The sequence below is a fragment of the Sphingobium subterraneum genome, assembly GCF_014199435.1.
GTDB lineage: Bacteria > Pseudomonadota > Alphaproteobacteria > Sphingomonadales > Sphingomonadaceae > Sphingobium > Sphingobium subterraneum.
The window spans coordinates 763,554-787,294 of the sequence record NZ_JACIJP010000002.1 but is presented as its reverse complement, the minus strand read 5'-3'; the positions used below and the strand labels follow the sequence as shown (position 1 = coordinate 787,294).

The 23,741-nt window shown below is 64.7% G+C and carries 23 protein-coding genes; 7 read left to right on the top strand and 16 right to left on the bottom strand.

All coding sequences use genetic code 11. The features are described 5' to 3' along the window. Positions 1-126 precede the first annotated feature (126 nt). The 8 genes from FHS92_RS10490 to ccmC form a co-directional block, all read right to left on the bottom strand. Positions 127-2,070, bottom strand: coding sequence for a potassium transporter Kup (locus tag FHS92_RS10490; RefSeq protein WP_184080207.1), 1,944 nt, complete (start codon positions 2,068-2,070; stop codon positions 127-129). A 119-nt stretch (positions 2,071-2,189) separates the two neighbouring features. After that, entirely contained in the window at positions 2,190-2,831 is a 642-nt protein-coding gene (locus FHS92_RS10485) for a tetratricopeptide repeat protein (RefSeq protein ID WP_184080394.1), read from the bottom strand. Further along, positions 2,828-3,253, bottom strand: coding sequence for a cytochrome c-type biogenesis protein (locus tag FHS92_RS10480; RefSeq protein WP_184080205.1), 426 nt, complete (start codon positions 3,251-3,253; stop codon positions 2,828-2,830). The genes FHS92_RS10485 and FHS92_RS10480 overlap by 4 nt, the downstream gene beginning before the upstream one ends. Next, positions 3,250-3,780, bottom strand: coding sequence for a redoxin family protein (locus FHS92_RS10475; RefSeq protein WP_184080392.1), 531 nt, complete (start codon positions 3,778-3,780; stop codon positions 3,250-3,252). Before FHS92_RS10475 ends, FHS92_RS10480 begins: the two co-directional genes overlap by 4 nt. Then, complete coding sequence (locus FHS92_RS10470) at positions 3,777-5,702, bottom strand: heme lyase CcmF/NrfE family subunit (RefSeq protein ID WP_184080203.1); 1,926 nt, start codon at positions 5,700-5,702, stop codon at positions 3,777-3,779. The genes FHS92_RS10475 and FHS92_RS10470 overlap by 4 nt, the downstream gene beginning before the upstream one ends. Then, positions 5,699-6,148 (bottom strand): cytochrome c maturation protein CcmE, encoded by a 450-nt coding sequence (ccmE, locus tag FHS92_RS10465; protein WP_184080201.1) that lies wholly within the window; start codon positions 6,146-6,148, stop codon positions 5,699-5,701. The genes FHS92_RS10470 and ccmE overlap by 4 nt, the downstream gene beginning before the upstream one ends. A gap of 12 nt (positions 6,149-6,160) precedes the next feature. Continuing rightward, on the bottom strand, positions 6,161-6,292 hold the full coding sequence (locus FHS92_RS10460; protein ID WP_184080199.1) for a heme exporter protein CcmD: 132 nt from the start codon (positions 6,290-6,292) through the stop codon (positions 6,161-6,163). Continuing rightward, entirely contained in the window at positions 6,289-7,041 is a 753-nt protein-coding gene (gene ccmC, locus FHS92_RS10455) for a heme ABC transporter permease CcmC (RefSeq protein WP_184080197.1), read from the bottom strand. Before ccmC ends, FHS92_RS10460 begins: the two co-directional genes overlap by 4 nt. Before the next feature lie 184 nt (positions 7,042-7,225). On the opposite strand from ccmC, the gene purF reads away from it, so the two are divergent. Both purF and FHS92_RS10445 read left to right on the top strand, forming a co-directional pair. Further along, positions 7,226-8,695 carry an amidophosphoribosyltransferase gene (gene purF, locus FHS92_RS10450; protein WP_184080189.1) on the top strand — a complete coding sequence of 490 codons (1,470 nt, stop codon included), beginning with the start codon at positions 7,226-7,228 and terminating at the stop codon, positions 8,693-8,695. 88 nt (positions 8,696-8,783) lie between these two features. Next, positions 8,784-9,497 carry an SDR family NAD(P)-dependent oxidoreductase gene (locus FHS92_RS10445; protein WP_184080186.1) on the top strand — a complete coding sequence of 238 codons (714 nt, stop codon included), beginning with the start codon at positions 8,784-8,786 and terminating at the stop codon, positions 9,495-9,497. A 101-nt stretch (positions 9,498-9,598) separates the two neighbouring features. Here the strand turns inward: FHS92_RS10445 and FHS92_RS10440 are convergent, their stop codons facing one another. The 3 genes from FHS92_RS10440 to FHS92_RS10430 are packed head-to-tail and all read right to left on the bottom strand — an operon-like array spanning position 9,599 to position 12,526. After that, positions 9,599-10,771 (bottom strand): BaiN/RdsA family NAD(P)/FAD-dependent oxidoreductase, encoded by a 1,173-nt coding sequence (locus FHS92_RS10440; protein ID WP_184080184.1) that lies wholly within the window; start codon positions 10,769-10,771, stop codon positions 9,599-9,601. 8 nt (positions 10,772-10,779) lie between these two features. Beyond that, the gene (locus FHS92_RS10435) at positions 10,780-12,048 is read right to left on the bottom strand and encodes an SAM-dependent methyltransferase (protein WP_184080182.1); all 1,269 of its coding nucleotides are present in this window, start codon (positions 12,046-12,048) and stop codon (positions 10,780-10,782) included. A 25-nt stretch (positions 12,049-12,073) separates the two neighbouring features. Continuing rightward, on the bottom strand, positions 12,074-12,526 hold the full coding sequence (locus FHS92_RS10430) for a cupin domain-containing protein (protein WP_184080180.1): 453 nt from the start codon (positions 12,524-12,526) through the stop codon (positions 12,074-12,076). Positions 12,527-12,598: 72 nt separating this feature from the next. Between FHS92_RS10430 and dapE the strand changes: the two genes are divergently transcribed. Beyond that, on the top strand, positions 12,599-13,750 hold the full coding sequence (dapE, locus tag FHS92_RS10425) for a succinyl-diaminopimelate desuccinylase (protein ID WP_184080178.1): 1,152 nt from the start codon (positions 12,599-12,601) through the stop codon (positions 13,748-13,750). Positions 13,751-13,774: 24 nt separating this feature from the next. Here dapE and FHS92_RS10420 read toward each other — a convergent pair whose 3' ends face one another. The 4 genes from FHS92_RS10420 to FHS92_RS10405 all read right to left on the bottom strand — a co-directional run bounded on the left by FHS92_RS10420 (position 13,775) and on the right by FHS92_RS10405 (position 18,024). Then, a complete protein-coding gene (locus tag FHS92_RS10420) occupies positions 13,775-15,457 on the bottom strand; it encodes a putative bifunctional diguanylate cyclase/phosphodiesterase (RefSeq protein WP_184080169.1) in 1,683 nt (560 codons plus the stop codon). Positions 15,458-15,564: 107 nt separating this feature from the next. After that, positions 15,565-16,113: a Smr/MutS family protein gene (locus tag FHS92_RS10415; RefSeq protein WP_184080167.1), complete on the bottom strand. Its 549-nt coding sequence runs from the start codon at positions 16,111-16,113 to the stop codon at positions 15,565-15,567. Continuing rightward, positions 16,088-17,371: a murein transglycosylase A gene (gene mltA / locus FHS92_RS10410; RefSeq protein ID WP_184080165.1), complete on the bottom strand. Its 1,284-nt coding sequence runs from the start codon at positions 17,369-17,371 to the stop codon at positions 16,088-16,090. The genes FHS92_RS10415 and mltA overlap by 26 nt, the downstream gene beginning before the upstream one ends. Next, a complete protein-coding gene (locus FHS92_RS10405) occupies positions 17,371-18,024 on the bottom strand; it encodes a Tim44/TimA family putative adaptor protein (protein ID WP_184080163.1) in 654 nt (217 codons plus the stop codon). Before FHS92_RS10405 ends, mltA begins: the two co-directional genes overlap by 1 nt. A gap of 245 nt (positions 18,025-18,269) precedes the next feature. Here FHS92_RS10405 and secB point away from each other — a divergent pair, with 245 nt between their 5' ends. The 4 genes from secB (at position 18,270) to FHS92_RS10385 (ending at position 22,199) form a co-directional block, all read left to right on the top strand. Then, on the top strand, positions 18,270-18,761 hold the full coding sequence (secB, locus tag FHS92_RS10400) for a protein-export chaperone SecB (protein WP_184080161.1): 492 nt from the start codon (positions 18,270-18,272) through the stop codon (positions 18,759-18,761). A 60-nt stretch (positions 18,762-18,821) separates the two neighbouring features. Next, positions 18,822-20,408, top strand: coding sequence for a murein biosynthesis integral membrane protein MurJ (gene murJ, locus FHS92_RS10395; protein WP_184080159.1), 1,587 nt, complete (start codon positions 18,822-18,824; stop codon positions 20,406-20,408). A 5-nt stretch (positions 20,409-20,413) separates the two neighbouring features. Continuing rightward, positions 20,414-21,418, top strand: coding sequence for a tryptophan--tRNA ligase (gene trpS / locus FHS92_RS10390; RefSeq protein WP_184080157.1), 1,005 nt, complete (start codon positions 20,414-20,416; stop codon positions 21,416-21,418). A gap of 121 nt (positions 21,419-21,539) precedes the next feature. Continuing rightward, positions 21,540-22,199 carry a DUF4136 domain-containing protein gene (locus FHS92_RS10385; protein WP_184080156.1) on the top strand — a complete coding sequence of 220 codons (660 nt, stop codon included), beginning with the start codon at positions 21,540-21,542 and terminating at the stop codon, positions 22,197-22,199. 47 nt (positions 22,200-22,246) lie between these two features. Here the strand turns inward: FHS92_RS10385 and dnaA are convergent, their stop codons facing one another. Continuing rightward, the gene (gene dnaA, locus FHS92_RS10380; RefSeq protein ID WP_184080153.1) at positions 22,247-23,662 is read right to left on the bottom strand and encodes a chromosomal replication initiator protein DnaA; all 1,416 of its coding nucleotides are present in this window, start codon (positions 23,660-23,662) and stop codon (positions 22,247-22,249) included. Between the last annotated feature and the right edge of the window lie 79 nt (positions 23,663-23,741).

Genomic DNA, 23,741 nt, shown 5'->3' with positions numbered 1-23,741 from the left:
CCATGGGCATGCTCAACCACCATTTCGCAGCAGCCGCCTGATCGGCGCAGAGCGACAGCCTACCTCTGACTGCCGCCAATCTTTGCAACAGAGCCCGAGCACGGACCGGATTACGACTAGACGCTTCTAGATTTCGACCTGGCTGCCCAGTTCCACCACGCGGTTCGTCGGCAGGCGGAAGAACTCCATCGCGCTTTCCGCGTTGCGCAGCATCCATGCGAAGATCTTTTCGCGCCAGATCGCCATGCCCGGCCGCGCGGACGGCAGCAACGTCTGCCGTGCAAGGAAGAAGCTGGTGTCCATCATCCGGAAACTCTGGCCGCATTCATGGATTCGTTTGAGCGCTGCCGGCACATCCGGTTCCTGCATGAAGCCGTATTTGAGGATCATGCGGAAGAAGCCGCGCCCGAGATCTTCCAGATGGCAGCGATTGTCATCCTCCACCGCCGGGACGTCGGTGATCTTCACCGTGAGGAGGATGACGCGCTCATGCAGCACCTTGTTGTGCTTGAGATTGTGGAGCAGCGCATGGGGCACGCCATCGGGCGTCGATGTCATGAATACGGCCGTCCCCGGCACCCGCACCGCACTGTTGGCGGCGGACGCCACAAAGACTGGGATCGGCATCGCCGATTCGCGCATCCGCTCGATCATCAGCGCGCGCCCGCGCGACCATGTCGTCAGCAGCGTGAACACGATGAACCCGATCAGCAGCGGGAACCAGCCGCCATCGGGTATCTTGGTGAGGTTGGCCGCCAGATAGGCACCATCGACCACATAGAACACGCTGAGCAGCGCCACGGCCCCGGCCCAGTGCCATTTCCACAGGCGGAACAGCACGACAGTCAGCAGCACATTGTCGATGAACATCGCGCCGGTTACCGCGATGCCGTACGCCGCGGTCAGATTGGACGATGTCCGGAACGAGAGAACCAGCAGGATCACCATCACCATCAACGCCCAGTTGATGAGCGGAATGTAGATCTGCCCCACCGTCGCCGCGCTGGTATGCGCGATACGCAGGCGTGGCATGAAACCCAGCTGGATCGCCTGCTGAGTCACCGAGAACGCGCCCGAAATCACCGCCTGTGATGCGATGATCGCGGCGAGGGTCGCAATACCGATCAGCGGCAACTGAAACCATTGCGGCGCGAGATTGTAGAACGGGCTTTCCAGCGCGACCATGCCTTCCCGCATCAGCAGCGCGCCCTGCCCCATATAATTCATCATCAGCGCGGGCAGTACGAAGAACAGCCAGGACACGCGGATCGGATTGCGCCCGAAATGCCCCATGTCCGCATAAAGCGCCTCCGCCCCGGTCACCGCCAGTACGACGGCGCCCAGCGCGAGAAACGCCGCCAGCGGGTCAAGCGCGAAGAACGCCACCGCATGATAGGGGTTGAGAGCGAAGAGAACTTCCGGCGATTTGATGATGCTGAGCACACCCAACGTGGAAATTACCGCGAAATAAAGCAGCATGATGGGTCCAAATAGCGCCGCCACCCGGTTAGTCCCGCCACTCTGGATCGCAAACAGACCGACAAGGATCATCACCGCCGTTGGCAGCACCGCCGGACCGAAGCTCGGATTGTAGACCGCCAAGCCTTCGACGGCCGACAGCACCGAGACCGCCGGAGTGATCATTGAATCGCCATAGAACAGCGCGGTCGCGAACACGCCGAGCAGCACGATGCCGGATGCCCAGCGCTTGCGATCGGTGGTGTTGCGGTTGATGAGCGCCAGCAGTGCAAGGCTCCCGCCCTCGCCCTTGTTGTCCGCGCGCATGATGATGGTGACATATTTGAGCGTCACAACCAGCATCATCGACCAGAACATCAGGCTGATGACGCCCAGGATGTGCCGCGTATCGAGCGCGAGTGGATGATGCCCGGCGAAGGTTTCGCGAAAAGCGTAAAGCGGACTGGTGCCGATGTCGCCGAACACGATGCCGATGGCACCGACGGCGAGCTTCAGCGTCGATGCCTGCGCCCCGTGATGGCCATGACCTTCAGCCTGCGGATCGGCAATAACCGCCGCCTCGCCCGTTGCCGCACCGCTTTCGTCAGCCATGAACCAGCATTTCCGCTTTCCTGCCGTTGCGCGATGGGCGCGCCCTGCTTCCCCGACCCGACATCAACGGGGCGCCCTAGCACGGGTGGAAACCCCACGCAATGCTGCGGTGCAACACATCAGCGTGGGCCAGCCGGTTGTGCCATCTGGGCACGGTCGATCAGCGCGATCTTGCTCTCGAGTTCCGTGCGAAGTTCGCTGTTTTCCGGCAGTTTTTCGACCATCCCGGCCCACAGCGACCGCGCTCCATCAAGCTGCCCGCTATTGGCAAGTGCCAGACCGAAGAAATAAGGCGCGGACAGTTCATCCGGCGCCAGCTCCATCGCCCGACGGTAACTGTATTCAGCGGCTGGCGACAAGATGCCGTTGCCATGACTGACCAGCGCGTTGCCCATGCCGACCCACAAATTGGGATCGCGCGGATTGTCGCGCAGACCCGAGATCAGAATGTTCGCCGCGTCTTTCGTCTTCCCAGCGCGGCCCAGCCCGTCGGACATGATCAGCCATTGCCCGGCGGCTCCGTACCGCTCGCCGATTGCCCGGCGCTGCTCGGCGAGCTTCTCGTCGAACACCGGGGTGACATCCTTGACGGAACGCGGCGATCCCGCGAGCGAGGGACTGCCCTGCCACGCATAGCCCGCAATGCCGATCAGCAGCGCCGCCCCGACCAGTTCCCAGCTGGTGCGCGGCAGACGCCCGATCGCAATGATGGCTCCTGCAGCCAGAACGGCCAGCCCGATCGCGGATATCCAACCCATTATCCGGCCTTCCGTTTTGAGGAGTGGCGACGCCGCACGCGCGCAGCCGCCAAAGCACCGCCGCCGAGCAGCAGCAATGCGGGCGCCGCCCAGAGCGGCCAGAGAATCGGTGCAGTGGTGGGAGCATAACTCACCCAGTCACCATAGCGTTCCACCAGCCACGCGCGGATCGCCTCCGGATCCTCGCCCGCAGCGATCCGCTCCCGGATTTGCGAGCGCAGGTCGGCGGCCATGCTCGCATTGCTGTCGGCGATCGACTGGCTTTGGCAGGTGAGACAGCGAATGGTCAGCATCAGTTCGTGCGCCTTTTTCTCCTGCGCAGGATCGTCGAGCTGGCGATCGGCATAAGGCGCGGGCGGCAAGGCGGTCTGCGCAACAAGAGGCTGCGCCATCACCAGGGTCAGGAAGAGCAGGAGTCGCGTCATTGTGCGGCCCTCAGCCGGGCCAGAATGTCGGGAACATCCTCTGCGCGAATATCCCCGATATGCTGGTGGACAATTCGCCCGCGCCCATCGATGATGAACGTCTCAGGCACGCCGGACGATCCCAGGGCCAACTGAACCGCCGACCGCGCGTCGAGGCCGATACGTTGATAGGGGTTGCCCCAGCGCCCCAGAAACCGGTCAACATCCCCCCGCGCGTCGCGGATCGCGATTGCGTCGATCCGCGCACCCGCTTGGCGGAGCGCCATCAGCTGCGGCGCCTCAGCAGCGCAGGGCACACACCAGCTCGCAAAAATGTTGAGGAGGCGGGGCTTCCCCTGCGTGAGGTCAGGTGTTGATAGGCCAGGCCGGTTGCTTGCCGCCGCTGGAAGCGCGAAGGCGGGTAGCGGCTTGCCGACCATCTTCGAATCGATCGTCCGGCTTTCGGGCGACAGAAGGCCGTGCAGGAACAGTCCGCCGAGACCGAGAAACAGCACCAGCGGCAGCCAGAGAATGAAGCCGCGTCTCATGCCGCCGCTTTCCGCAGCCGCTTCATCCACCCGCGCCGCTCCCGTCCGATCAGCGACAGCAGGCCGCCCAGCGCGATCAATCCGCCGCCCAGCCAGATCAGCGTGACGAACGGCTTCCACCAGATCCGCATCTGCCAGCGCCCATCCTGAGTTGGTTCACCCAGCACCACATAAAGCTGGCCGTTCCAGCGGGTGAGAATCGCCGACTCGTTCGTCGCCGTGGGCGGCGTCGTGAAGAACCGGCTCTGCGGATGGAGCAGCACCGGCGTCCCGCCATCGCGCGCTGCGGAAACATCGGCCTGCATCGCCGTCCAATTATCACCCGCAATCGGCCCGATCTGGTCAAGGCTCACCGTCCATCCCGCCGCGCTGACCCGGTCACCCACGCGCATGGCGGCTAGCTTTTCCACAGTAAAGGCGCTGTCCGACGCCATGCCCGCGATCGACACCGCGCAACCCAGATGGGCGATCACCATGCCATAGGTGAAGAGCGGCGTGCGGCGCAGATTGCGTTTGCCCAGCGGAGTGAGGCTACCGACTGCCGTTGCCGCGGCAATCACCAGACCCAGGAAGGGCAGGACGCCGATCCGTCCCCATGCCAGCACCGCAAGCGCGGACAACGCCGCCAGCCCCACCAGGGTCGGCACCAGCAGACGGCCTCCCACGGCGCGCAGCGCATCGTGCCGCCAGCGCGTCACCGGTCCTGCGATCATCACCAGCATCAGCCCCAGCGCAATCGGCCCGGCCACCGCGTCGAAATAGGGTGGCCCGACCGACACCTTGTGCCCGAACGCCTCGGTCATCAGCGGATAGAGCGTGCCGATCAGCACCACGCCCAGCACCACGCTCAGCAACAGGTTGTTGAGCACCAGCATGGTTTCGCGGCTGACCAGTTCAAACTGCGCGCCTTCTCGCACCGTGCCGACGCGAAAGCCGAACAGGGCCAGCGCACCGCCGATATAGACGAGCAGCAGCGCCAGAATGAACGTGCCGCGCTCCGGATCGACCGCAAACGCATGCACGCTTGTCAAAATGCCGGACCGCACCAGGAAGGTGCCGACCATCGACATCGAAAAGGCGACCACCGCGAGCATCACCGTCCACGCGCGCAGCGCGTCGCGCGTCGCCAGCACGGTCACCGAATGGAGCAGTGCCGTCGCGGCCAGCCAGGGCATCAGCGATGCGTTCTCGACCGGATCCCAGAACCACCAGCCACCCCAACCCAGCTCATAATAGGCCCAGTAGCTGCCCGCCGTGATACCGATTGTCAGCAGCACCCAGGCCCCCAGCACCCACGGCCGCATCGCCCGGGCGAAGGCGGCGTCGACATTGCGCGTCATCAGCGCGCCAACGGCAAACGAGAACGCCACCGACAGGCCGACATAGCCTAGGTAAAGGGTCGGCGGGTGGAAGGCGAGGCCGGGATCCTGCAGCAACGGGTTCAACCCCTGCCCATCTTCGGGCGCGGCGGCGAGCCGCGCGAAGGGGTTGGAGGAAAACAGCAGGAATGCATAGAAACCGAGGCTTATCGCCGCCTGTGCGCCCAGCGTCGCCATATGTGTATCGCGCCGCAAGGCCCGCTCCAGCAGGGCGACGCCCGCTCCGGCGAGCCCCATCACGGTCACCCACAGCAGCATCGACCCTTCGTGATTGCCCCAGGTTCCGGCGAACTTGTAGAGCCAGGGTTTCGCACTGTGACTGTTCGCGGCCACCAACGCCACCGACATGTCGGACCGCAGGAACAGTGCGATCAGCGCCAGAAATGCGATTGCGCACAAACCCGCCTGCGCCACGGCCACGGGCCGCACACCGGCGAGCAGGTCGGCCTTGTCCCCGACCAGCCCGAACCACACGAGCGCAAGCTGCAAGAGCGCAAGGCTCGCCGCGAGCCACAAGGCGGCGAGGCCCAGTTCGGCGATCATTTAACTTGCCCTTCGATCTGGTGGGTTGTCTCGTTGTAGCTCATGCCATCCAGTTCGCGCGGCATGTACCGCTCGTCATGCTTGGCGAGCAGATTGGTGGCAACGAACGTCCCGCCCTTGTCGAACGACCCCTCGGCGACCACACCCGATCCTTCGCGGAACAAATCCGGCGCGATGCCCGTGAAGGTCGCCGGTACGCTCGCCTTGCCGTCACTCACCTGAAAATGGATGGTCACGCCATCGGCAGCACGCTTCAGACTGCCTTTCACGACCATACCGCCCAGCCGGATCGCCTTGCCCGGATCGACACCTTTGGTCTTAGCGTCATAGGGTGTGTAGAAATACGCCGCCTCGTCCTTGAGCGCGGACGCCGCGAGGAGCCCCGCGCCGATCAGGGCGACAAGGGCAATCAGCACGAGGATCAGCCGCTGATGCTTGGATTTCATGGCCATGGCGTCTCAGCGGTCCCGCTTCATCGCATCGGCGCGCGCCTCAGCGGACCGCATCGCGCGCCAGCTCACGACCGAAAGGCCCAGCACCCCGGCGATCGTCACGCCATAAGCGGCAATGATGAACGGCCAGTGGTTCATGCCGGCACCCGCTCCCCTACCGCGGCGTCCCGCGCCATGCGCTGCATCCGCGCCTCCACCTTCGTCTCCGCCAGAATGGCACGCATCCGCATCAGCACGATTGCCGCGAACCAGAAGGTAAAACCCAGCAGCGTCAGGCCAAGTGGCCAGAGGATCGCCATGTCGATGGTCGACCCGCGCATCGTGATACTAGGCCCCTGATGCAGGCTGTTCCACCACACCACGGACCGGTTGATAATCGGCAGGTTGACCGCGCCGACCAGAGCGAAAATCGCTGTCACCCGGCTGACGCCCCCGCTTTGCCCACTGGCCGCACTCGCCCGCGCCAGCGCGATGTAGCCGATATAGAGGAACAGCAGGACCAGCATCGATGTCATCCGCCCGTCCCATTCCCACCAGGTTCCCCAGGTCGGACGGCCCCAGATCGATCCCGAAGCAAGACAGATGGCGGTGAACAGCGCACCCGGCACCGCGATGGCGCGGCCCGCTATGGCCGCCAGCGGATGCCGCCATACCATCTGCATGATCGCGGCGATGGCGATGCCGCTCCACCCGCCCATGCCCAGCCACGCGGCGGGCACATGCACATAGAGGATGCGCACCGAATCACCCTGCAGATAATCGGCTGGAGTCAGGAAAAGCCCGCACGCACAGCCTGCCAGCAACACCACAAGTCCGGTCCAGAACAGCCACGGCGTTGCCGGACGGGCAATCGACAGGAACCGCGCGGGATTGGCGAAGATATGCATCGCGGCCTCTTTAGGACGACTTTAGGGCCGATGCCAGTGGATTGAGGGACGCTTTTGTCCCTCCATCCGAATTTGTCACACCCCCGCAACAAACGGGGGGCGACAAACCGGACCCAAGCGCCTATATGCCCGGTCAGCAGCCGACCCGGCACCCTCGTTGCAGTGCAGTGGACCCGACACAGATATGCTTACCACCCATCCTTTCGACGATGACAAGCTGCGCGAAGAATGCGGCATTTTCGGTGTGGCGGGGGTCGATACGGCCGCCGCCATGGTCGCTCTGGGGCTTCACGCGCTCCAGCACCGCGGCCAGGAAGCCGCAGGCATCACCAGCTGGGATGGGCATGACTTCTACACCCACCGCGCCATGGGCCATGTCGCAGGAAATTTTGACCGCGACGAGGTGATCCGTGCGCTCGCTGGCCGGTCCGCCTGTGGCCATGTCCGCTATTCGACGACCGGCGAAACCTCGCTGCGCAACGTCCAGCCGCTCTATGCGGAATTGTCGTCCGGCGGCTTTGCGATCTCCCACAACGGCAACATCTCCAACGCCATGAAGTTGCGGCGGGACCTGGTGCGGCGTGGCTCGATCTTCCAGTCGACATCCGATACGGAAGTCATCATCCACCTCGTTGCGACATCCAACTATCGCACGCTGCTCGATCGCTTCATCGACGCGCTCAAGCAGGTGGAGGGGGCCTATTCCCTCATCTGCATGACGCCGGAAGGGATGATCGCCTGCCGCGATCCGCTCGGCATCCGCCCGCTGGTCATGGGTCGCCTGGGCGACGCGGTGATCTTCGCGTCGGAAACCGTCGCCTTCGACGTGGTCGGCGCGGAGTATATCCGGTCGATCGATCCCGGCGAGCTGGTGATCGTGCCGCACGGCGCAACCGTTGAAGACATACGCACCCATCGTCCGTTCGGCGATGTCGCCCCGCGCCCCTGCATCTTCGAGCATGTCTATTTCTCCCGCCCCGATTCGATTGTCGACGGCAGCAGCGTCTATTCCGTCCGCAAGGCGATCGGCGCGCAGCTCGCGCTCGAAAATCCGGTCGACGCCGATTATGTCATCCCCGTGCCCGACAGCGGCGTGCCCGCCGCGATCGGCTATGCGCAGGAATCGGGCATCCCCTTCGAACTGGGTATTATCCGCTCACATTATATCGGCCGCACCTTTATCCAGCCGGGCGACAAGGTCCGCCACCTCGGCGTCAAATTGAAGCATAACGCCAATCGCGCGCTCATCGCAGGCAAGCGGATCGTCCTGATCGACGACAGCATCGTGCGCGGCACCACCTCACTCAAGATCGTGCAGATGATGCGCGAGGCAGGGGCAACCGAAGTGCATATGCGCATCGCCAGCCCGCCGACCCGGCACAGCTGCTTCTACGGGGTCGATACGCCCGAACGTTCGGGCTTGCTTGCCGCCAAGCATAATGTCAGCGGCATGCGTGAGTTCATCCACGCGGACAGCTTGGCGTTTCTCTCCATTGACGGCCTTTACAAGGCGTTGGGCGAAGTGAAACGCGCCGACATCCGTCCGCAATATTGCGACGCCTGCTTTACCGGCGATTATCCCACCAGCCTCACCGACCAGGACGAGGCGGAAGTGCGCGACCAGCTGGAGTTGCTGTCCGAGCGGGTCGTATAATTGCATTTCCGTTCGGGCTGAGCTTGTCGAAGGCCTGTCCTGTTTCTAAAGACGGCCCTTCGACAGGCTCAGGGCGAACGGATTATTGATGACAGAACGACAGCCCCTCTCCGGAAAACTCGCCCTCGTCACCGGCGCCAGCCGGGGGATCGGCGCGGCCACGGCCAAGGCGCTGGCCGCAGCGGGCGCGCATGTCATCATCACCGCACGCACCAGCGGGGGCCTGGAAGAGGTGGAGGAGCAGATCCATGCCGCAGGAGGCAGCGCAACGATCGCCCCGCTCGACCTCATCGACGGGGAAAGCGTCGGCCGGCTGGCTAGCGCCATTGGCGGGCGTTGGCAGGCGCTCGACATTCTGGTGCTCAACGCCGCCAGCCTCGGCAGCCTTGCTTCGGTGCCCGCCATCGACGCCAAGGAATTTGCCCGCGTTATGACCCTCAACGTCGTCGCGCAGCAGGCGCTGATCGCCGCGTTCGACACGATGCTGCGCGCCAGCGAGGGTGCCCATGTCGTGGGAGTGACAAGCAGCGTTGCCCGCAAGCCCCGGCCCTATTGGGGGGCTTACGGCGCCAGCAAGGCTGCGCTCGAGAACCTCGTGCTGAGCTATGGCGAGGAAGTAAAGAACGTCTCGGCCATCCGCGCGCACATCCTCGATCCCGGCGCAACCCGCACCGCGATGCGCGCGCGCGCTTTTCCGGGAGAGGATCCGGCCACGCTCAAGACCCCCGAAGCTGTCGCGGACGCCCTGCTCTCGCTGGTGACGGGCGACGCCCCGAACGGCAGCTTTACGCGGGTGGGTTGACCACCCCGGGTCCGTTCGCCCTGAGCCTGTCGAAGGGCCGCTTTTCTTCAAAAGACGTACTGGGCTTCGCCAAGCTCAGCCCGAACGGATAACCGGGCCGCTCACAACGCCATGCCCGCCGCCCATCCGCTGGCCCAGGCCCACTGGAAATTATAACCGCCGAGCCATCCGGTCACATCCACCGCCTCGCCGATGACGTGGAGGCCCGGTACGGTCCGTGACTCCAGCGTTTGCGACGACAGGTCCGCCGTGCTCACGCCGCCCACTGTCACTTCCGCCTTGGCAAAACCTTCCGACCCGTTGGGCACGAAGCGCCAGCGGCGCAGTGTCTCGTCGGCACGCGCCAACAGCCGGTCGGTGGTCGCGCCCAGTTCCCCCGCTATGCCGAGTCGATCGGCCAGCACGTCGGCCAGCCGCGCGGGCAGTTTCGCGCCCAGCGCCTGCCGCCCGGTAGCGCGGGGCCGCTCGCGCTTGGCGGACAGGAGAACATCGCGCTCCGGCCCGGGAAGAAAGTCGATCTCCACCGGATCTCCGTTACGCCAGTAGCTCGACACCTGAAGAATGGCCGGGCCGGAAAGGCCGCGATGCGTGAACAGCGCGTTCTCCGCAAACATTGCCTTGTTGCATGTCGCCACAACCGGCGCGGACACGCCGGACAGTTCGCGAAACAGCACGTCGTCCCCGCCCAGCGTCAGCGGCACCAGCGCCGGGCGCGGCTCGACCACCTTCATGCCGAACTGCCGCGCCAGCCGATAGGCGAAGTCGCTCGCGCCCAGCTTCGGGATCGACGGCCCGCCGGTCGCAATCACCAGTCGCGGCGCGCGAACCTCCGCCGCACCGACGGTCACAGTGAACCGTCCGTCCCCGTGCCGCACATCGCCGACCGGTTGACCAAGCGCGAAGTCCACGCCGCCCGCGGCGCATTCGTCCGTGAGCATCGTGACGATCTGCCGCGCCGACCCGTCGCAGAACAACTGCCCGAGCGTCTTTTCATGCCAGGCAATGCCGTGGCGATCGACCAAAGCGATGAAATCCTGCGGGGTGTAGCGGCCCAGCGCCGATTTCATGAAATGCCGGTTGGCCGAGAGATAGCGGTCGGGCGCCGTGTGCAGATTGGTGAAGTTGCACCGCCCGCCGCCAGATATCACAATCTTCCGCCCCGGCTCCTCGCTGTGGTCGATGACCAGCACGCGGCGTCCCCGCTGCCCCGCTATGGCAGCGCACATCAGCCCGGCACCGCCCGCACCGAGGATGATTACATCGTAAGAAGGCATTTGCTGTGTCAGGATGGCCGCGCCAGCGTAACCTGCGCGACCCAGATGCCGCCGCCCGCAAAGCCGCCCTCGCAATACATCAGATAATAGCGCCACAACCGCACAAACGCCGCGTCGAACGCGGGGGGCAAGCGTCCATCCTCGATCGCGGCGTCGAACCGTTCGCGCCAGATGCGCAAGGTGCGGGCATAATCCTGCCCGAATGCGCGCACGTCACCCCATTCCAACCCGGCGCGCTCCGCAGTCGCGCGAAAGCGGCTTTCGGAAATCAGCATGCCGCCGGGGAAGACATAAGTCTGGATGAAGTCGGCGCTTGCGGCGTACCGTTCGAAAATCGCGTCGTCGATCGCGATATATTGCACCACCGCCTTGCCGCCGGGCTTGAGCAGGCGGTGGATAGCCGCGCTATAGTCCGGCCAATATTCCTGGCCAACTGCTTCGACCATCTCGATGCTGGCGATGGCGTCATATTCTCCCTCGGCGTCGCGATAGTCGGTAAGGTGCACCTGGGCGCGCGCGGCATCCAGCCGTTGCTGCGCGTAAGCCTGCTGCTCGGCCGACAAAGTAAGCCCATAATAACGGATCGCCGCCCGCTCAAGCGCCCGTTCCGCCAGCCCGCCCCAGCCGCAACCGATTTCCAGCAATCGCTGTCCATCGGCAAGGTCCAGCCGGTCGAGCGCCGCGTCAATTTTCGCAATCTGCGCGGCTTCCAGATTCTCCGCTCCACCATCGAACAGTGCACTCGAATAGTTCATGCCTGCATCGAGCCACAGAGCGTAGAAATCATTCCCGAGATCGTAATGAAACGCGATGTTCTGACGGCTGCGGCGGCGGCTGTTGGCGCGCAGCTTATGCACCCCATGCGCCAGCCAGCGCAGCGGCCCGCGCGCACGCGCCACGCCGCCCAGCGTGCGCGCATTGGCCATGAACAGCGCAAAGAGCGGCACGGGGTCGGGGCTGTCCCACTCGCCCGCATCCCACGCGCGGAACCAGCCGACCGATCCGGACAACGCCAACCGCGCGAGCGCCCGCCATTGGCGCAGATGGACCACGCATTCCGGCCCCGGTGCCCGCCCGCCAAGCAGGCGCGTCGACCCGTCGGGCAACCACGCCTCCAGGCTGCCGCGGTCCAGCCCCCTGTCGATCCGGTCGAGCACGCGCTGACCCAGAGGTGCGAACAGCCGTCCCAACCACACGCCGCCCGTCGGCACATAGCGCCCCGCACGCACCAGATGGCCGCCGCGCCGGGGCCCCTGCTCAGGACCGATCGCGTTCATAGGGTCAGCGTCCCGGCGGCCGCCATCATGCAGACTCCGTCCTGTCACCGCGTAGATATCGGCCCGTCCCACCGTCATAAATCATGTTGATGTCCGGGTAATGCGCGGTGCCATTGGTGATCGCGCCGACCACCACGAAAACCGCGTCGCCGTCACTTTCGTTGACGACATGATGACCGTTGCCATCGCCTTTGGGGAAGGCCGCGCAATCGCCGGGAACGAGGGGCATGCGTCCGCCATCGTCGACCAGCACCGCCGCGCCCGCAACGAGAACCAGAAATTCGTCCTCGCCCTCATGCCAGTGCCGCTGGCTCGACCATGCGCCGGGTTTCAGGACGACCTGACTCACCCCGAAGTCACTCAATCCCGTCGCGCTTGCCAGCCGACGCACATGTCGGCCAGCGACCGTCTGCGCATACGGCGCCGGATAGCCGGTGGTATTGGTCTGGGGAATGGCGGACAGGTCGATTTTCGGCATGGGGTTCCCGGTCGGTCTCTTGCGCGATGTCTCTCTCTGGCAAAGAGTCGCACCTTTCGCTATCGCACCGTCATGAGCCTGTCCAACATATCCCGCGACACGCTGGCCGATCCGGTCGCACTCGCCTCCCGCCTCATCGCCTGCCCTTCCGTCACACCTGCGACGGGTGCGGTGTTCGACGCGCTGGAGGCGATGCTGGTGCCGCTCGGCTTCGCGGTCGACCGCTTCCTAGCGGGCGGCGCACCCGATGGCCCGGTCGAAAACCTCATCGCGACCCGCAGCAACCGGCCAGGGCCGCATTTTGCCTTCGCCGGGCATCTGGACGTTGTGCCGCCAGGCGAAGGCTGGGGGAGCGATCCGTTCACCCCGGACCTGCGCGGCGACCTGCTCTACGGACGGGGTGCGGTCGACATGAAGGGCAGCATCGCCTGCTTCGTTGCGGCGCTGAGCCAGACCCCGGATTGTCCCGGCACGATCAGCCTGCTGATCACCGGGGACGAGGAAGGCGCGGCGGTCCACGGCACCGTCGCGATTATCGAGCGGATGCGTGAAACGGGCCTTTCGCCGGATCTGTGCCTCGTGGGCGAGCCGACGTCGGTTCATCGTCTGGGTGACATGGTGAAGATTGGGCGGCGTGGATCGGTCAACATGTGGATCAGCGTGGCGGGGACGCAGGGGCATGTCGCCTATCCGTACCTTGCCGACAATCCGATCCCGCGGCTGCTGCGCATCCTCTCCGCGATCGACGCGATCCGGCTGGACGAGGGGACGGAATGGTTCCAGCCCAGCAATATCGAGATCACCGACATCGCGGTCGGCAATGAAGCGACCAATGTCATCCCCGCTGAAGCGAGGGCGCGTATTTCGATCCGCTTCAACGACAGACACACGGGAGAAGCCCTGACGCAGCGTATCCGTACCCTGGTCGAAGCAGGGGGTGGCACCCTCGAAGCGAAGATCAGCGGCGAGGCCTTCTTCACATCGCCGGGCGCCTTCTCGGCGCTGGTCGCCGGTGCCATTCGCGACGTGACCGGCATCGAGCCCGAACTTTCGACAACGGGAGGCACGTCCGACGCACGCTTCCTCTCGCGCCTCTGCCCGGTGGTGGAATTCGGCCTGAACAACGCCACCATGCACAAGCTGGATGAGGCGGTGGCGGTGGCCGATCTGCATCAACTCACCAAAATCTACGCGGCGATCGTGGAGCGGGTAGCGCGCGGATGAAGCGCCGCGCCATATGCTGAAGAGCTATGCCTTCTGCGCTTCGACCCCGTTGTCGCCCTCCGGTCCGAACCGTTCGACATAGCGGGTCTCACCGACCGGGCGGGACAGGTGAAAGCCCTGGAATACATTACAGCCGACCACCCGCAGCATCTCGATCTGCTCTTCGCTCTCGACGCCCTCGATCACGACCTGCAGCCCCAGTCCCTGGATCAGGGCGACGACCGAGGAACAGATCGTCCGCGCTTCAGGTGAGATCACGATATCGCGGACCAGCGAGCGGTCGATCTTGACCCGGTCCACCGGGAGATCCTTGAGCCGCGACAGGTTCGAATAGCCGGTGCCGAAATCGTCGATGGCGACGCTCATGCCCCGCGCGCGCAGCCGCTCGAGCTGTTCGATCAGGCCAATGTCCATGCGCATCGCCAGCGATTCGCCGATTTCCAGCTCCAGCATGTTGGCAGGTGTGTTGTGGCGGGCCATGGCGGCGTCGAACCGCTGGAAGAAATCCGGATGGGTAATCTCGCGCGCCGACAGGTTTAGGCACAGCCGATGGTCGATCCCGGCAGCGGCCCAACGCGCCGCCGTTTCGCACACCCGGTTCATGATCCATTCGCCCAGCTCGACGATCAGGCCGGTTTCCTCGGCCAGCGCGACGAAACCCTCCGGCATCATCAGCGCGCGTTCGGGATGCGCCCAGCGCACCAACGCTTCCGCCCCGACGATCCGTCCGGCGACGTAATCGACCTGTGGCTGGAATTCGAGCAGGAACTCGTCACGCTTGATCGCGCGACGCAGATCCCGCTCCAGCTCGCTCTTGCCCGCGATCCGCTGTTCCAGATCGTCGCTGTAGAGCTCCACCCGGCGGCGTCCGCGGGCCTTCGCCTCGTACATCGCCTGATCCGCGGCGCGCAGGAGCGTCGCGAGCGTCGATCCATGCTCGGGATAATAGGCGACGCCGATGGACGCGCCGACGTCGATCTGCACCCCGGCGATCTCGAACGGTTCGCCCAATGCGAACTGGATCGCGCGCGCGACCCGCATTGCCGATGTCTCCGGCGGCATGTTGGAAAAGAACAGGGTAAATTCGTCCCCCGCGAGACGGCCCAGAACGGCATCGCTGAGACCCGCTGCAGCCTGCACCAGCACGACCTCGCGCAGCCGTCCGGCAACGCGCGCTAGGATCTGGTCGCCCGCAGCATGGCCCAATGTGTCGTTGACGTCCTTGAACCCGTCGAGGTCGATAAAGAACATCGCGCATGGCCCGTTCGCCTCGGCGTCGACCATCATCCGCTCGACCTGACGGCAGAAGCTGGCCCGGTTGGCGAGGCCCGTCACCGGATCATACATGGCGAGCAATTGGACATTGTCCATATTGGTGCGCACCTGGCTGAACAGGCTTTCCATCGCCACGCCCAGATCGGGCAATTGGGCACGAATATGTGCGGAAATTGGAGAGTTGAGGTCGCCATGCGCGGCCTGGAGCAACCGCTCCGTGGCATGATCGACTGTCCGCGCCACGGTGGCGATCGACTGCTGCGCCGATGCCCAGCTGAAGATTCCGCACAGGATCGCAAAGATGAGTGCCAGATGGATCTGGTCGATATCGTCCTGACCCGCACGCGTCGCGAACAGCGCCAGAATGAACGCGACACAGCCTGCGCTCGCGGCAAATCCCACCGCCCGACTGTGTAAGCTGCCACCCTGCATGTCGATCCTTGACGAGTTGATGCGAGCCTTCGTCGATGACGACGTTTGCTTGACACAGTATCGCCAAGATTAGTTAACAATCCTATACAGATAGCTTCAAAACGGACCTAGTTGTTGCGGCGCAGGATGATGTAGATCGCCCCGGCCCCGCCGTGGCGCGGATGCGCCGTGCGCACGCTTGCAATGGCGTCGGCGTGCGGATTGGTAGCGAGCCAATGGCCGATTTCCGCGCGTATCGCGCCGCGCGCCCGCTCGCCCGGCACGACCGGGCCGGAGCGCGGCTTGCCGGTAACGACCAGCAGGCAGCGTGCCCGATGGGCGATCGCCCCCGCGAGCGCGGAAGACAGGCGCCGATGCGCTGCGTCCAGCGTGTGACCGTGAAGATCTATGGTGAAATCCGCGTTCAGCGTCCCGCCGGAGATGCGCCGTTCCCAACTCTTGTCGAGATAGTCGACGGGTCGCCGCACGGGGCGTGGAGCGGGTTCGGGCACAGCCTGCGTTTTCCCGGTGCGCGCGGCGACCGGCCCGGCTGTTTCGGTCTTAGCTTGGGGTTCCGCCGCGATCGTGCGCAGCCGCTTGCCCGGCAAGGGCCGGACGCTGTCGGTCACCCTGCCCCAGAGGTCCCGTTCTTCAGGGCTGAGCCGTCGACCAGCCATTTGTGCTCGCCAGCCGGGCATAGGTGCCAATGGGGAGCAGCAACAGGGCCGTGCCCCGCGCGGACATTCCGCCCGCGATCGCGCGCGCCTGATCCCCCGCGCCCCAGAACGTATCGAACCGGTTCGCGCCCTTGATCGCACCGCCGGTATCCTGCGCGACCCACAGGCCGTTTGGCTCCGCCCGGTCCATCGACAGCAACACCGGCGCGCCCAGCGGCACATATTGCGGGTCCGCCGCCACACTCGACCCGCCCGTTACCGCCACGCCCATCGCGCCGACCGGTCCTGGTCCGGTGATCTCGCGGAAGAACACAAAGCTCTTGTTCTCGTTCATGATCGCGCGGCCCTGCTCGGGATTGGCGCGCAGCCAGGCCATGATGTCCTGCATCGAACCGGCCTGGATGAGACCGCGATCCTTCATCAGCTTGCCGATGCCGGTATAGTCGCGCCCATTCTGGCTGTCATAACCGATGCGCAGGACGGACCCATCGGGGAGGCGCAGGCGACCGCTGCCCTGCACCTGCAGGAAGAAAAACTCGACCGGGTCTGCCGCCCAAGCGAGTTCCAGTCCACGCCCCGCAAGCGCCCCGGCCTCGATCTCCGACCGTTCGGCGTAGGGAACAAAATTCTGACCCTGCACATGCCCACGGATCTTCTTGCCCTTCAGCGCATCGCTGAACAGCCCGAGATCAACCTCGACCAGATCGGACGGGCGGCGATAGATCGGCGTGGTGTATCCCGGCGCCCGGTTGCGCGACCCGGCGATCTCGGGCTCGTAATAGCCGGTGGCGAAACTCGATCCGTCGCCGACCTGCACGGCTTCGAAATAGCGGGCGAAGAAATCGGCTGCGGACGAATCGGGCCAGCTGGTTGCTGCGCTGCAAGCCTGCGTCCAGTCCGAACCCTGCGTCAGTCCACTCTGGTCGGTGCGCCGCATCAGTCCCGGGCAGGAAAGACGGAACGCCACCAGAGCCGCGCGTGTACGATCATCCTGCGGGATCAGCGTGGCAAGCGCGGGACCGGGAGCAAGGCCCGCTGTCACGGCTGGACCCGGGCCAGTCGCCGTAGGCACGGTTGCTGCGCCTGGGGTGACCGGCGGGCGAGGCGTAGCGGGTATCGGCTTGGCCGCGGATGGACCGGTTACGCCCCCGCGCGGAGGTGGAGGGTTCTGCGAGCCGGGCGGAATGATGCTCCCAGCGCAGGCCGACAGCAGCAGTGCCGCCGCCAGCGGCACGCCCAACCGCAGGCGTGTGTGCATCACTCGACCTCGTCGGTCGCGCTCAGTTTCCAGTTAGGGTCGGCATTGCCGATGGAACGGCTGAACGTCCACAGATCATGCGTGGTGACCGCGTCCGTCATCGTGCCGCCCACGACCGTGCCATCCTTGTCGCGCGTGACCGCAGCGATATCGGCATCGAACCGTACGGTGATGTGCGCCTGATTGTTCCGCAGGTCCGCCTCAACGATCTGGGCATTTTCGATACGGATCAGCTTGTTGCCCAACACATGACCCTGCGCATCGCGCTCGTCGATGGCATGCTCGAACGATTCGGCAACATCCGCATCGCAAAGCCAGCGAAGATCGTCGCGCTTCCCGGTCCAGAACGCGTCGAGGATCATGCCATAGGCCCCTTGTGCACCCGCGAGGAACTGGCCCACGTCGAATTGCCGGTCGGCAGCGATGATGGCGCGAATGCCGTTTTCTGCCTCGGGTGCAATCAGCGATTCGCCAAGAGCAGCGGCCGGAGCCGGGTTGGCGGACGCTGCACGCGGCTGGAGCACCGATGAGGGGCGCTCATCCGGCTGCACGGCGGCGGGCTGTTGCTCATGACCGGTACGCTTGCCGAGCACCGAATAAAGCCGGAGTGCCAGGAAGCCCGCGACCAGAGCCAGGATGACGATTACATACACGCTGAATCCAAGTCTTTGCTAGAGAGGTTGCAGTGAACATAAGCATGTCCGCCGCGATATTCAAATGCCATGCGCCGCAAAGCGAAAACGGGCGGCTATTGTTCCAACGTTCGGGCGGCCGAAGCTATCCCTCTGGTCGCTCACGCCGCGCCATTGCCCTTCCCGCGCTGCCCTGCTAAGCGCCGCGCAAACCCCGGATCGGCTGCCGCAAAGGCGGCCATCCGACAGACGAAAGCAGGAACAGCATGGCCGACCAGCCCGAAACTCTCTCCAACGGCGCCGACAACCAGCCCGCCATCGGTCTGATCGCGCAATATGTGAAGGACTTGTCCTTCGAAAACCCTAACGCGCCTGCTGTTTACCAGTGGCAGACGCAGCCGGACATCGACGTCCAGTTCAACATCAGCACCGACCTGGTCACCGATGAAGTGCACGAAGTCGCGTTGAAAGTGACCGTCAAGGCAACGACCGAGAATGGCACCGCCTTCGCCGTCGACATGGTCTATGGCGCGCTGTTCGGCATGCGCAACGTGCCGGAGGATCAGGTTCGCCCGTTCATGCTCGCCGAAGCGCCGCGCCTCATCTTCCCGTTCGCCCGCCGCGTGCTGGCCGATGCCGTGCGCGACGGCGGTTTCCCGCCGCTGATGCTCGACCCGATCGATTTTGGCGGCCTCTACATGCAGCAGGCGCAGCAGGCCGAGCAGTTGGCCGAAGGCGCGGTCGGCGGCAACGCCTGATCCCCGCCCCTTGCGGCCGATAGCGCGCAGAAAGGCGAACATGGGCGGAAAGAGCGATCCATGGGCCTGATCCGCGCTACCGGCACTATAGGCGGCCTGACACTCGTCAGCCGCATCTTGGGCATGGTGCGCGACATGCTGGTCGCGCGATTCCTGGGCGCCGGGCTGGCATCTGATGCGTTCCTCATTGCCTGGCGGCTGCCCAACCTGTTCCGCGCCCTGTTCGCGGAGGGTGCGTTTTCCGCCGTATTCGTGCCGATGTTCAACCGCACCATGGCGCAGGCCGATGCGGACACCCCGGGGACCGGCCAGGCCGCCGCCATTGCCTTTGCCGGGCAGGTTCTGTCGGTGTTGTTCCCCTTCCTCGCGCTGTTCACGCTCGCGATGATGCTGCTCGCCGGACCGGTGGTGTGGGCGATGACCGGCGGCTTTCCCGATGGCGGACCGGAAAAGTTCAATCTCGCTGTCGATCTGACCCAGATCACCTTTCCCTATCTGGCGCTGATCAGCATCGTCTCGCTGCTCGGTGGCATATTGAATTCGCTCGACCGCTTCTGGGTCAATGCCGCCGCGCCGATCCTCCTCAACATCTGCATGATCGCCGCCGTGCTGTTGTTCCGGGGCGATACACCGGTCGCGACATCCTATACGCAGGCGATCGCCGTGACGGTCTCGGGCGCGCTGCAACTGTTATGGCTTATCTGGTCGTGCCGCCGCGCGGGCGTTGTGTTGCGTCTCGGCATTCCTCGCTTGACCCCGGCGGTAAAGCGGATGCTCGCGCTCATCTTGCCCGCTGCTGTGGGCGCGGGGGCGATCCAGTTCAACCTTCTGATCTCGACCTCGCTGGCGGCGCGTTTCCTGCCGCAAGGGTCGGTATCCTATCTCTATTATGCGGACCGGCTGAACCAGTTGCCTTTGGGTCTGATCGGTATTGGCGTCGGCACGGCGATCCTCCCTGCGCTCTCCCGCCAGATCGGCTCCGGCAACGAACAGGCCGCCCGCGACACGCAGAACCGCGCGATCGAGCTGGCGCTGTTCCTCTCGCTGCCCGCCGCCGTCGCCCTGTGCATCTCGGCAACGCCGCTCATTCGCGGATTGCTCCAGCATGGCGTATTTACGGCGACCGACACCCTTGGCGCGGCCTCCGCACTCGCCGCCTTTTCGGTCGGCGTGCCTGCCTATGTGCTGATCAAGGTGCTGACCCCCGGCTTCTACGCCCGGCAGGACACGAAGACCCCGGTGCGCGTCGCCTTGTTCTCAATGCTGTTCAATCTGGTCGGCAATCTCGTGCTCATCTGGCCGCTGGGCCATGTCGGCGTCGCCGTGTCGACCGCCATTGCCGCGTGGGTCAATGTGCTGATCCTTTACGGACTGCTCCACCGCCGCGACCAGCTCCGCTCCGATGCCCGCCTCATCGCCAAGTCGATCCGCATCCTTGGGGCAAGCGCACTGATGGGCGTGGCGCTCTGGTTCGCCAACCCCGTTGCCGATCCGCACATGGCAAAGGGCGTGGTCGAACGCGTGGTGGCGCTCACCCTGTTGTGCGGGGGCGGGGGAATGGTCTATGCGGCGGCAGCGATCGGCCTTGGCGCCTATCGCATTTCCGAACTTCGGGCGCTGTTCCGGCGCTCCGCAAAAGCGAGCTGAACCTCATGCGCGTCCTTTCCGGCATCCAGCCGACCGGCAATCTCCACCTCGGCAATTATCTCGGTGCCATCCGTAACTGGGTGAAGATGCAGGACGCAATGGATGCGGACAGCCAGTGCTTCTTCTTTCTCGCTGATATGCACAGCATTACCGTGCACGAGGAACCCGCCCAGCGCCGCGCCAATGTGCGTGATATGGCCGCCGCGCTCATCGCCGCCGGGATCGATCCAGACCGCAGCGTCCTCTTCAACCAGGCGCGCGTGCCCGCCCATGCCGAACTTTGCTGGCTGCTCAATGGTACGGCGCGCATCGGCTGGCTCAACCGCATGACGCAGTTCAAGGACAAGGCAGGCAAGAACCGCGAGGGCGTTTCTATCGGCCTCTATGTCTATCCGGTGCTGCAAGCCGCCGATGTGCTGCTGTATCAGGCGACCCATGTACCGGTCGGCGAGGACCAGAAACAGCATCTGGAACTGACCCGCGACATCGCGATCAAGTTCAACACGGACTTCGGCGTCGAGCTGTTCACCCTGCCCGATCCGATCATCCCCAAGGAAACGGCACGCATCATGTCGCTTCGCGACGGGTCGGCGAAGATGTCGAAATCCGACCCCAGTGACCTGAGCCGCATCAACCTGGCCGACGATGACGACACCATCGCGGCCAAGATTCGCAAGGCCAAGACCGATCCGGAACCCTTGCCGGAAACCGCAGCCGGTCTCGAAGGCCGGACGGAGGCGACCAACCTTGTCGGCATCTATGCCGCGATGACCGGCCTAACGCCGGACGCCGTATGCGCGCAGTTTGCGGGCCAAGGCTTCGGTGCGTTCAAGCCGGCGCTCGCCGACGCACTCATCGCCCACCTCGCCCCCATCCGCAGCCGCTACATTGCCCTGCGCGAGGACGATGCGGCGCTCGATGCGATCCTTGTCAAGGGATCGGAAAAGGCCGCAGAGGCGGCCGCCCCCACGCTCAAGGGCGCCTACGAAGCCATGGGGTTGATGCGTTAAGACGAGTGCGAACGGGGACGGCCCGTTCAATCACTGTTCAGTTGCAATTGGCTATGTTGCGCACAATAAGGGTCGCACCGGAGCAGTCGTGCCTTCTGGCTGACCCGCATAAGGAATTGCCATGGCTCTTGCCCGTCGCCTTACCGTTCTGCTCGTTCCTGCGCTTGCGCTTGTTGCCCTGAGTGGCTGCGCGAGCAATTTCAACGCCAATGTCTCGCGCTTTCAGCAGCTGCCCGCGCCGCAGGGCCAGAGCTTCACCGTGGTGGCCGATGACCCGCGCCTCGCGGGTGGGCTTGAATTCGCCCAATATGCGCAGGTCGTTGCGGCGCGCCTCGGTAATCTGGGTTACCGCCCGAGTGCCGACCCGGCCACCGCCGATCTCATTGTCCGGTTGCGCTATGATGTCGACCAAGGGCGCGAGAAGGTCCGCAGCACCGGCTTTTCCGATCCTTTCTATGGACCCGGCTGGTATGGCCGTGGCTGGGGCCGCTATCCCGGCTATTATGGTCGCCCCTATGGCTGGGGCTTCTACGACCCCTTCCTGTTCGGCGGCGGGTATAACGATGTCGAAAGCTACACGGTTTACACCGGCATGCTGGAAATGCGCATCGACAAGGCTGGCTCTGGCCAGCGTGTGTTCGAAGGCAAGGCCGAAGCGCAATCGCTCAGCAACCGCCTGACCTATCTCGTGCCCAATCTGATCGACGCAATGTTCGTCGATTTCCCCGGCCATTCGGGCGAGACGGTGAAGATCACGCTGGCACCGGAAAAGAAGAAATAGATTTCGTGTTTCCCTCAACGACCCTGCGGGCACGTTGAGGGGACACCTTACCCCTCCAGCTGCCGCTGAAGCGCGCGGATATCGGCGTCGATATCCGGATTGGTCTGGCGCAGCCCCTCAATCGTGCGGACCGCGTGAATGACCGTGCTATGATCGCGTCCGCCAAAGATCCGTCCGATCTCGGGCAGCGAGCGCGGCGTCATCTTCTTGGCCAGATACATCGCCACCTGCCGCGGTCGGGCGACGGCGCGCGCGCGGCGCTTGGAGCGCATTTCCGACGGCTCGATCCGGTAATGGGCGGCGCAGGCCTTCTGGATGTCGTCGACTGTGATACGCCTGGCATTGGCCCGCACCGAATCGGCCAGCATCGCCTGCGCGAATTCCATGTCGATCGCCCGACCGGTGAGCTGCGCATAAGCGAGCACCTTGTTGAACGCGCCTTCCAGCTCGCGCACGTTGCTGCGAATCGCGCGGGCGAGAAAATCGATCACGCTGTCAGGGATAGCGACGTCGCTCATGGCCGCGCGGCGTGCCTGAAGGATCGCAAGGCGCAAATCGAGATCGGCTGGCTGAATGTCCGCCACCAGTCCACCCGCCAGCCGCGACAAGATACGCGGGTCCACCCCATCCATATGGTGCGGGGCCCGGTCGGCGCTGATGACAATGCGCGCACCGCTCGTCGCCAGCTCGTTGATCGTGTGGAGAAACTCCTCCTGCGTCGATCCTTTGCCCGCGATGAACTGGATATCGTCGATCAGCAGCAGCCGCGCCGCGCGCAGCCGCGCCTTGAACGCCATGCTTTCGTTCGCCCGCATCGCCGTGACGAATTCCATCATGAACTTTTCCGCCGACATGTAGAGGACAGTCGCCTGCGGATGGTGGTTCAGATATTCCGTGGCAATGGCGTGGAGCAGGTGCGTTTTGCCCTGCCCGGTGCTGCCATGGATATAGAGCGGGTTGAACAGCGGCGCGGTCGGCGCGGCCATCGCCTGCGCCGCAGAGAAGGCAAGCCGATTGCCCGCGCCCACAACGAAGCTCGCGAAATCATGGCGCAGATGCAGCCCCTCGCGTGCCAGCGCCGAAGCGGGCACCGGCGCAACCGCTGGTTCCGTCAGGGCATGGTCTTCGGGTCCAGACGCCGCCAGGCGCAGCGCACGGGGCGCGGCGTCGTCTGGCGCGCGGACCACCCGTACCTCGCGGACGCCGATGTCCGCCGTGCGCCACGCGAGTCGCAACCGGTCGCCGAACTGTCCGGTGACAAAGCTCGCCGAGAAATCCGATGCGGTCCAAAGCTCGATGCTCTGCGAAAAGCTGCAATAATTGCCGATGCGCACGGGCTTGAGCCACTGGTCGAACAGCCGCGCACCCAGATCGCGGCGCAGCCCGGCGCGGATCTGGTTCCATGCGTCTTCGAAGGGGGCCGCGTCGGCCAACACGGAATGATCGAAAGTGGTGAATGGCATGGAGAGAGGCACGACGCGTTCTGGCACTGTTGCTCGACCCTTTCCTTTTGTGACTGCCTCACGCAGCCCTCGCCTATTC

What these genes read in the sequence shown, in the direction of transcription:
- FHS92_RS10415 (WP_184080167.1), bottom strand. Translation starts at nt 16,113, where the DNA reads ATGGCTGGTCGACGGCTCAGCCCTGAAGAACGGGACCTCTGGGGCAGG.
- trpS (WP_184080157.1), top strand. Translation starts at nt 20,414, where the DNA reads ATGCGCGTCCTTTCCGGCATCCAGCCGACCGGCAATCTCCACCTCGGC.
- mltA (WP_184080165.1), bottom strand. Translation starts at nt 17,371, where the DNA reads ATGCACACACGCCTGCGGTTGGGCGTGCCGCTGGCGGCGGCACTGCTG.
- FHS92_RS10430 (WP_184080180.1), bottom strand. Translation starts at nt 12,526, where the DNA reads ATGCCGAAAATCGACCTGTCCGCCATTCCCCAGACCAATACCACCGGC.
- FHS92_RS10480 (WP_184080205.1), bottom strand. Translation starts at nt 3,253, where the DNA reads ATGACGCGACTCCTGCTCTTCCTGACCCTGGTGATGGCGCAGCCTCTT.
- FHS92_RS10490 (WP_184080207.1), bottom strand. Translation starts at nt 2,070, where the DNA reads ATGGCTGACGAAAGCGGTGCGGCAACGGGCGAGGCGGCGGTTATTGCC.
- FHS92_RS10440 (WP_184080184.1), bottom strand. Translation starts at nt 10,771, where the DNA reads ATGCCTTCTTACGATGTAATCATCCTCGGTGCGGGCGGTGCCGGGCTG.
- FHS92_RS10445 (WP_184080186.1), top strand. Translation starts at nt 8,784, where the DNA reads ATGACAGAACGACAGCCCCTCTCCGGAAAACTCGCCCTCGTCACCGGC.
- murJ (WP_184080159.1), top strand. Translation starts at nt 18,822, where the DNA reads ATGGGCCTGATCCGCGCTACCGGCACTATAGGCGGCCTGACACTCGTC.
- FHS92_RS10435 (WP_184080182.1), bottom strand. Translation starts at nt 12,048, where the DNA reads ATGAACGCGATCGGTCCTGAGCAGGGGCCCCGGCGCGGCGGCCATCTG.
- dapE (WP_184080178.1), top strand. Translation starts at nt 12,599, where the DNA reads ATGAGCCTGTCCAACATATCCCGCGACACGCTGGCCGATCCGGTCGCA.
- FHS92_RS10460 (WP_184080199.1), bottom strand. Translation starts at nt 6,292, where the DNA reads ATGAACCACTGGCCGTTCATCATTGCCGCTTATGGCGTGACGATCGCC.
- secB (WP_184080161.1), top strand. Translation starts at nt 18,270, where the DNA reads ATGGCCGACCAGCCCGAAACTCTCTCCAACGGCGCCGACAACCAGCCC.
- FHS92_RS10470 (WP_184080203.1), bottom strand. Translation starts at nt 5,702, where the DNA reads ATGATCGCCGAACTGGGCCTCGCCGCCTTGTGGCTCGCGGCGAGCCTT.
- dnaA (WP_184080153.1), bottom strand. Translation starts at nt 23,662, where the DNA reads ATGCCATTCACCACTTTCGATCATTCCGTGTTGGCCGACGCGGCCCCC.
- ccmE (WP_184080201.1), bottom strand. Translation starts at nt 6,148, where the DNA reads ATGAAATCCAAGCATCAGCGGCTGATCCTCGTGCTGATTGCCCTTGTC.
- purF (WP_184080189.1), top strand. Translation starts at nt 7,226, where the DNA reads ATGCTTACCACCCATCCTTTCGACGATGACAAGCTGCGCGAAGAATGC.
- ccmC (WP_184080197.1), bottom strand. Translation starts at nt 7,041, where the DNA reads ATGCATATCTTCGCCAATCCCGCGCGGTTCCTGTCGATTGCCCGTCCG.
- FHS92_RS10420 (WP_184080169.1), bottom strand. Translation starts at nt 15,457, where the DNA reads ATGCAGGGTGGCAGCTTACACAGTCGGGCGGTGGGATTTGCCGCGAGC.
- FHS92_RS10475 (WP_184080392.1), bottom strand. Translation starts at nt 3,780, where the DNA reads ATGAGACGCGGCTTCATTCTCTGGCTGCCGCTGGTGCTGTTTCTCGGT.
- FHS92_RS10385 (WP_184080156.1), top strand. Translation starts at nt 21,540, where the DNA reads ATGGCTCTTGCCCGTCGCCTTACCGTTCTGCTCGTTCCTGCGCTTGCG.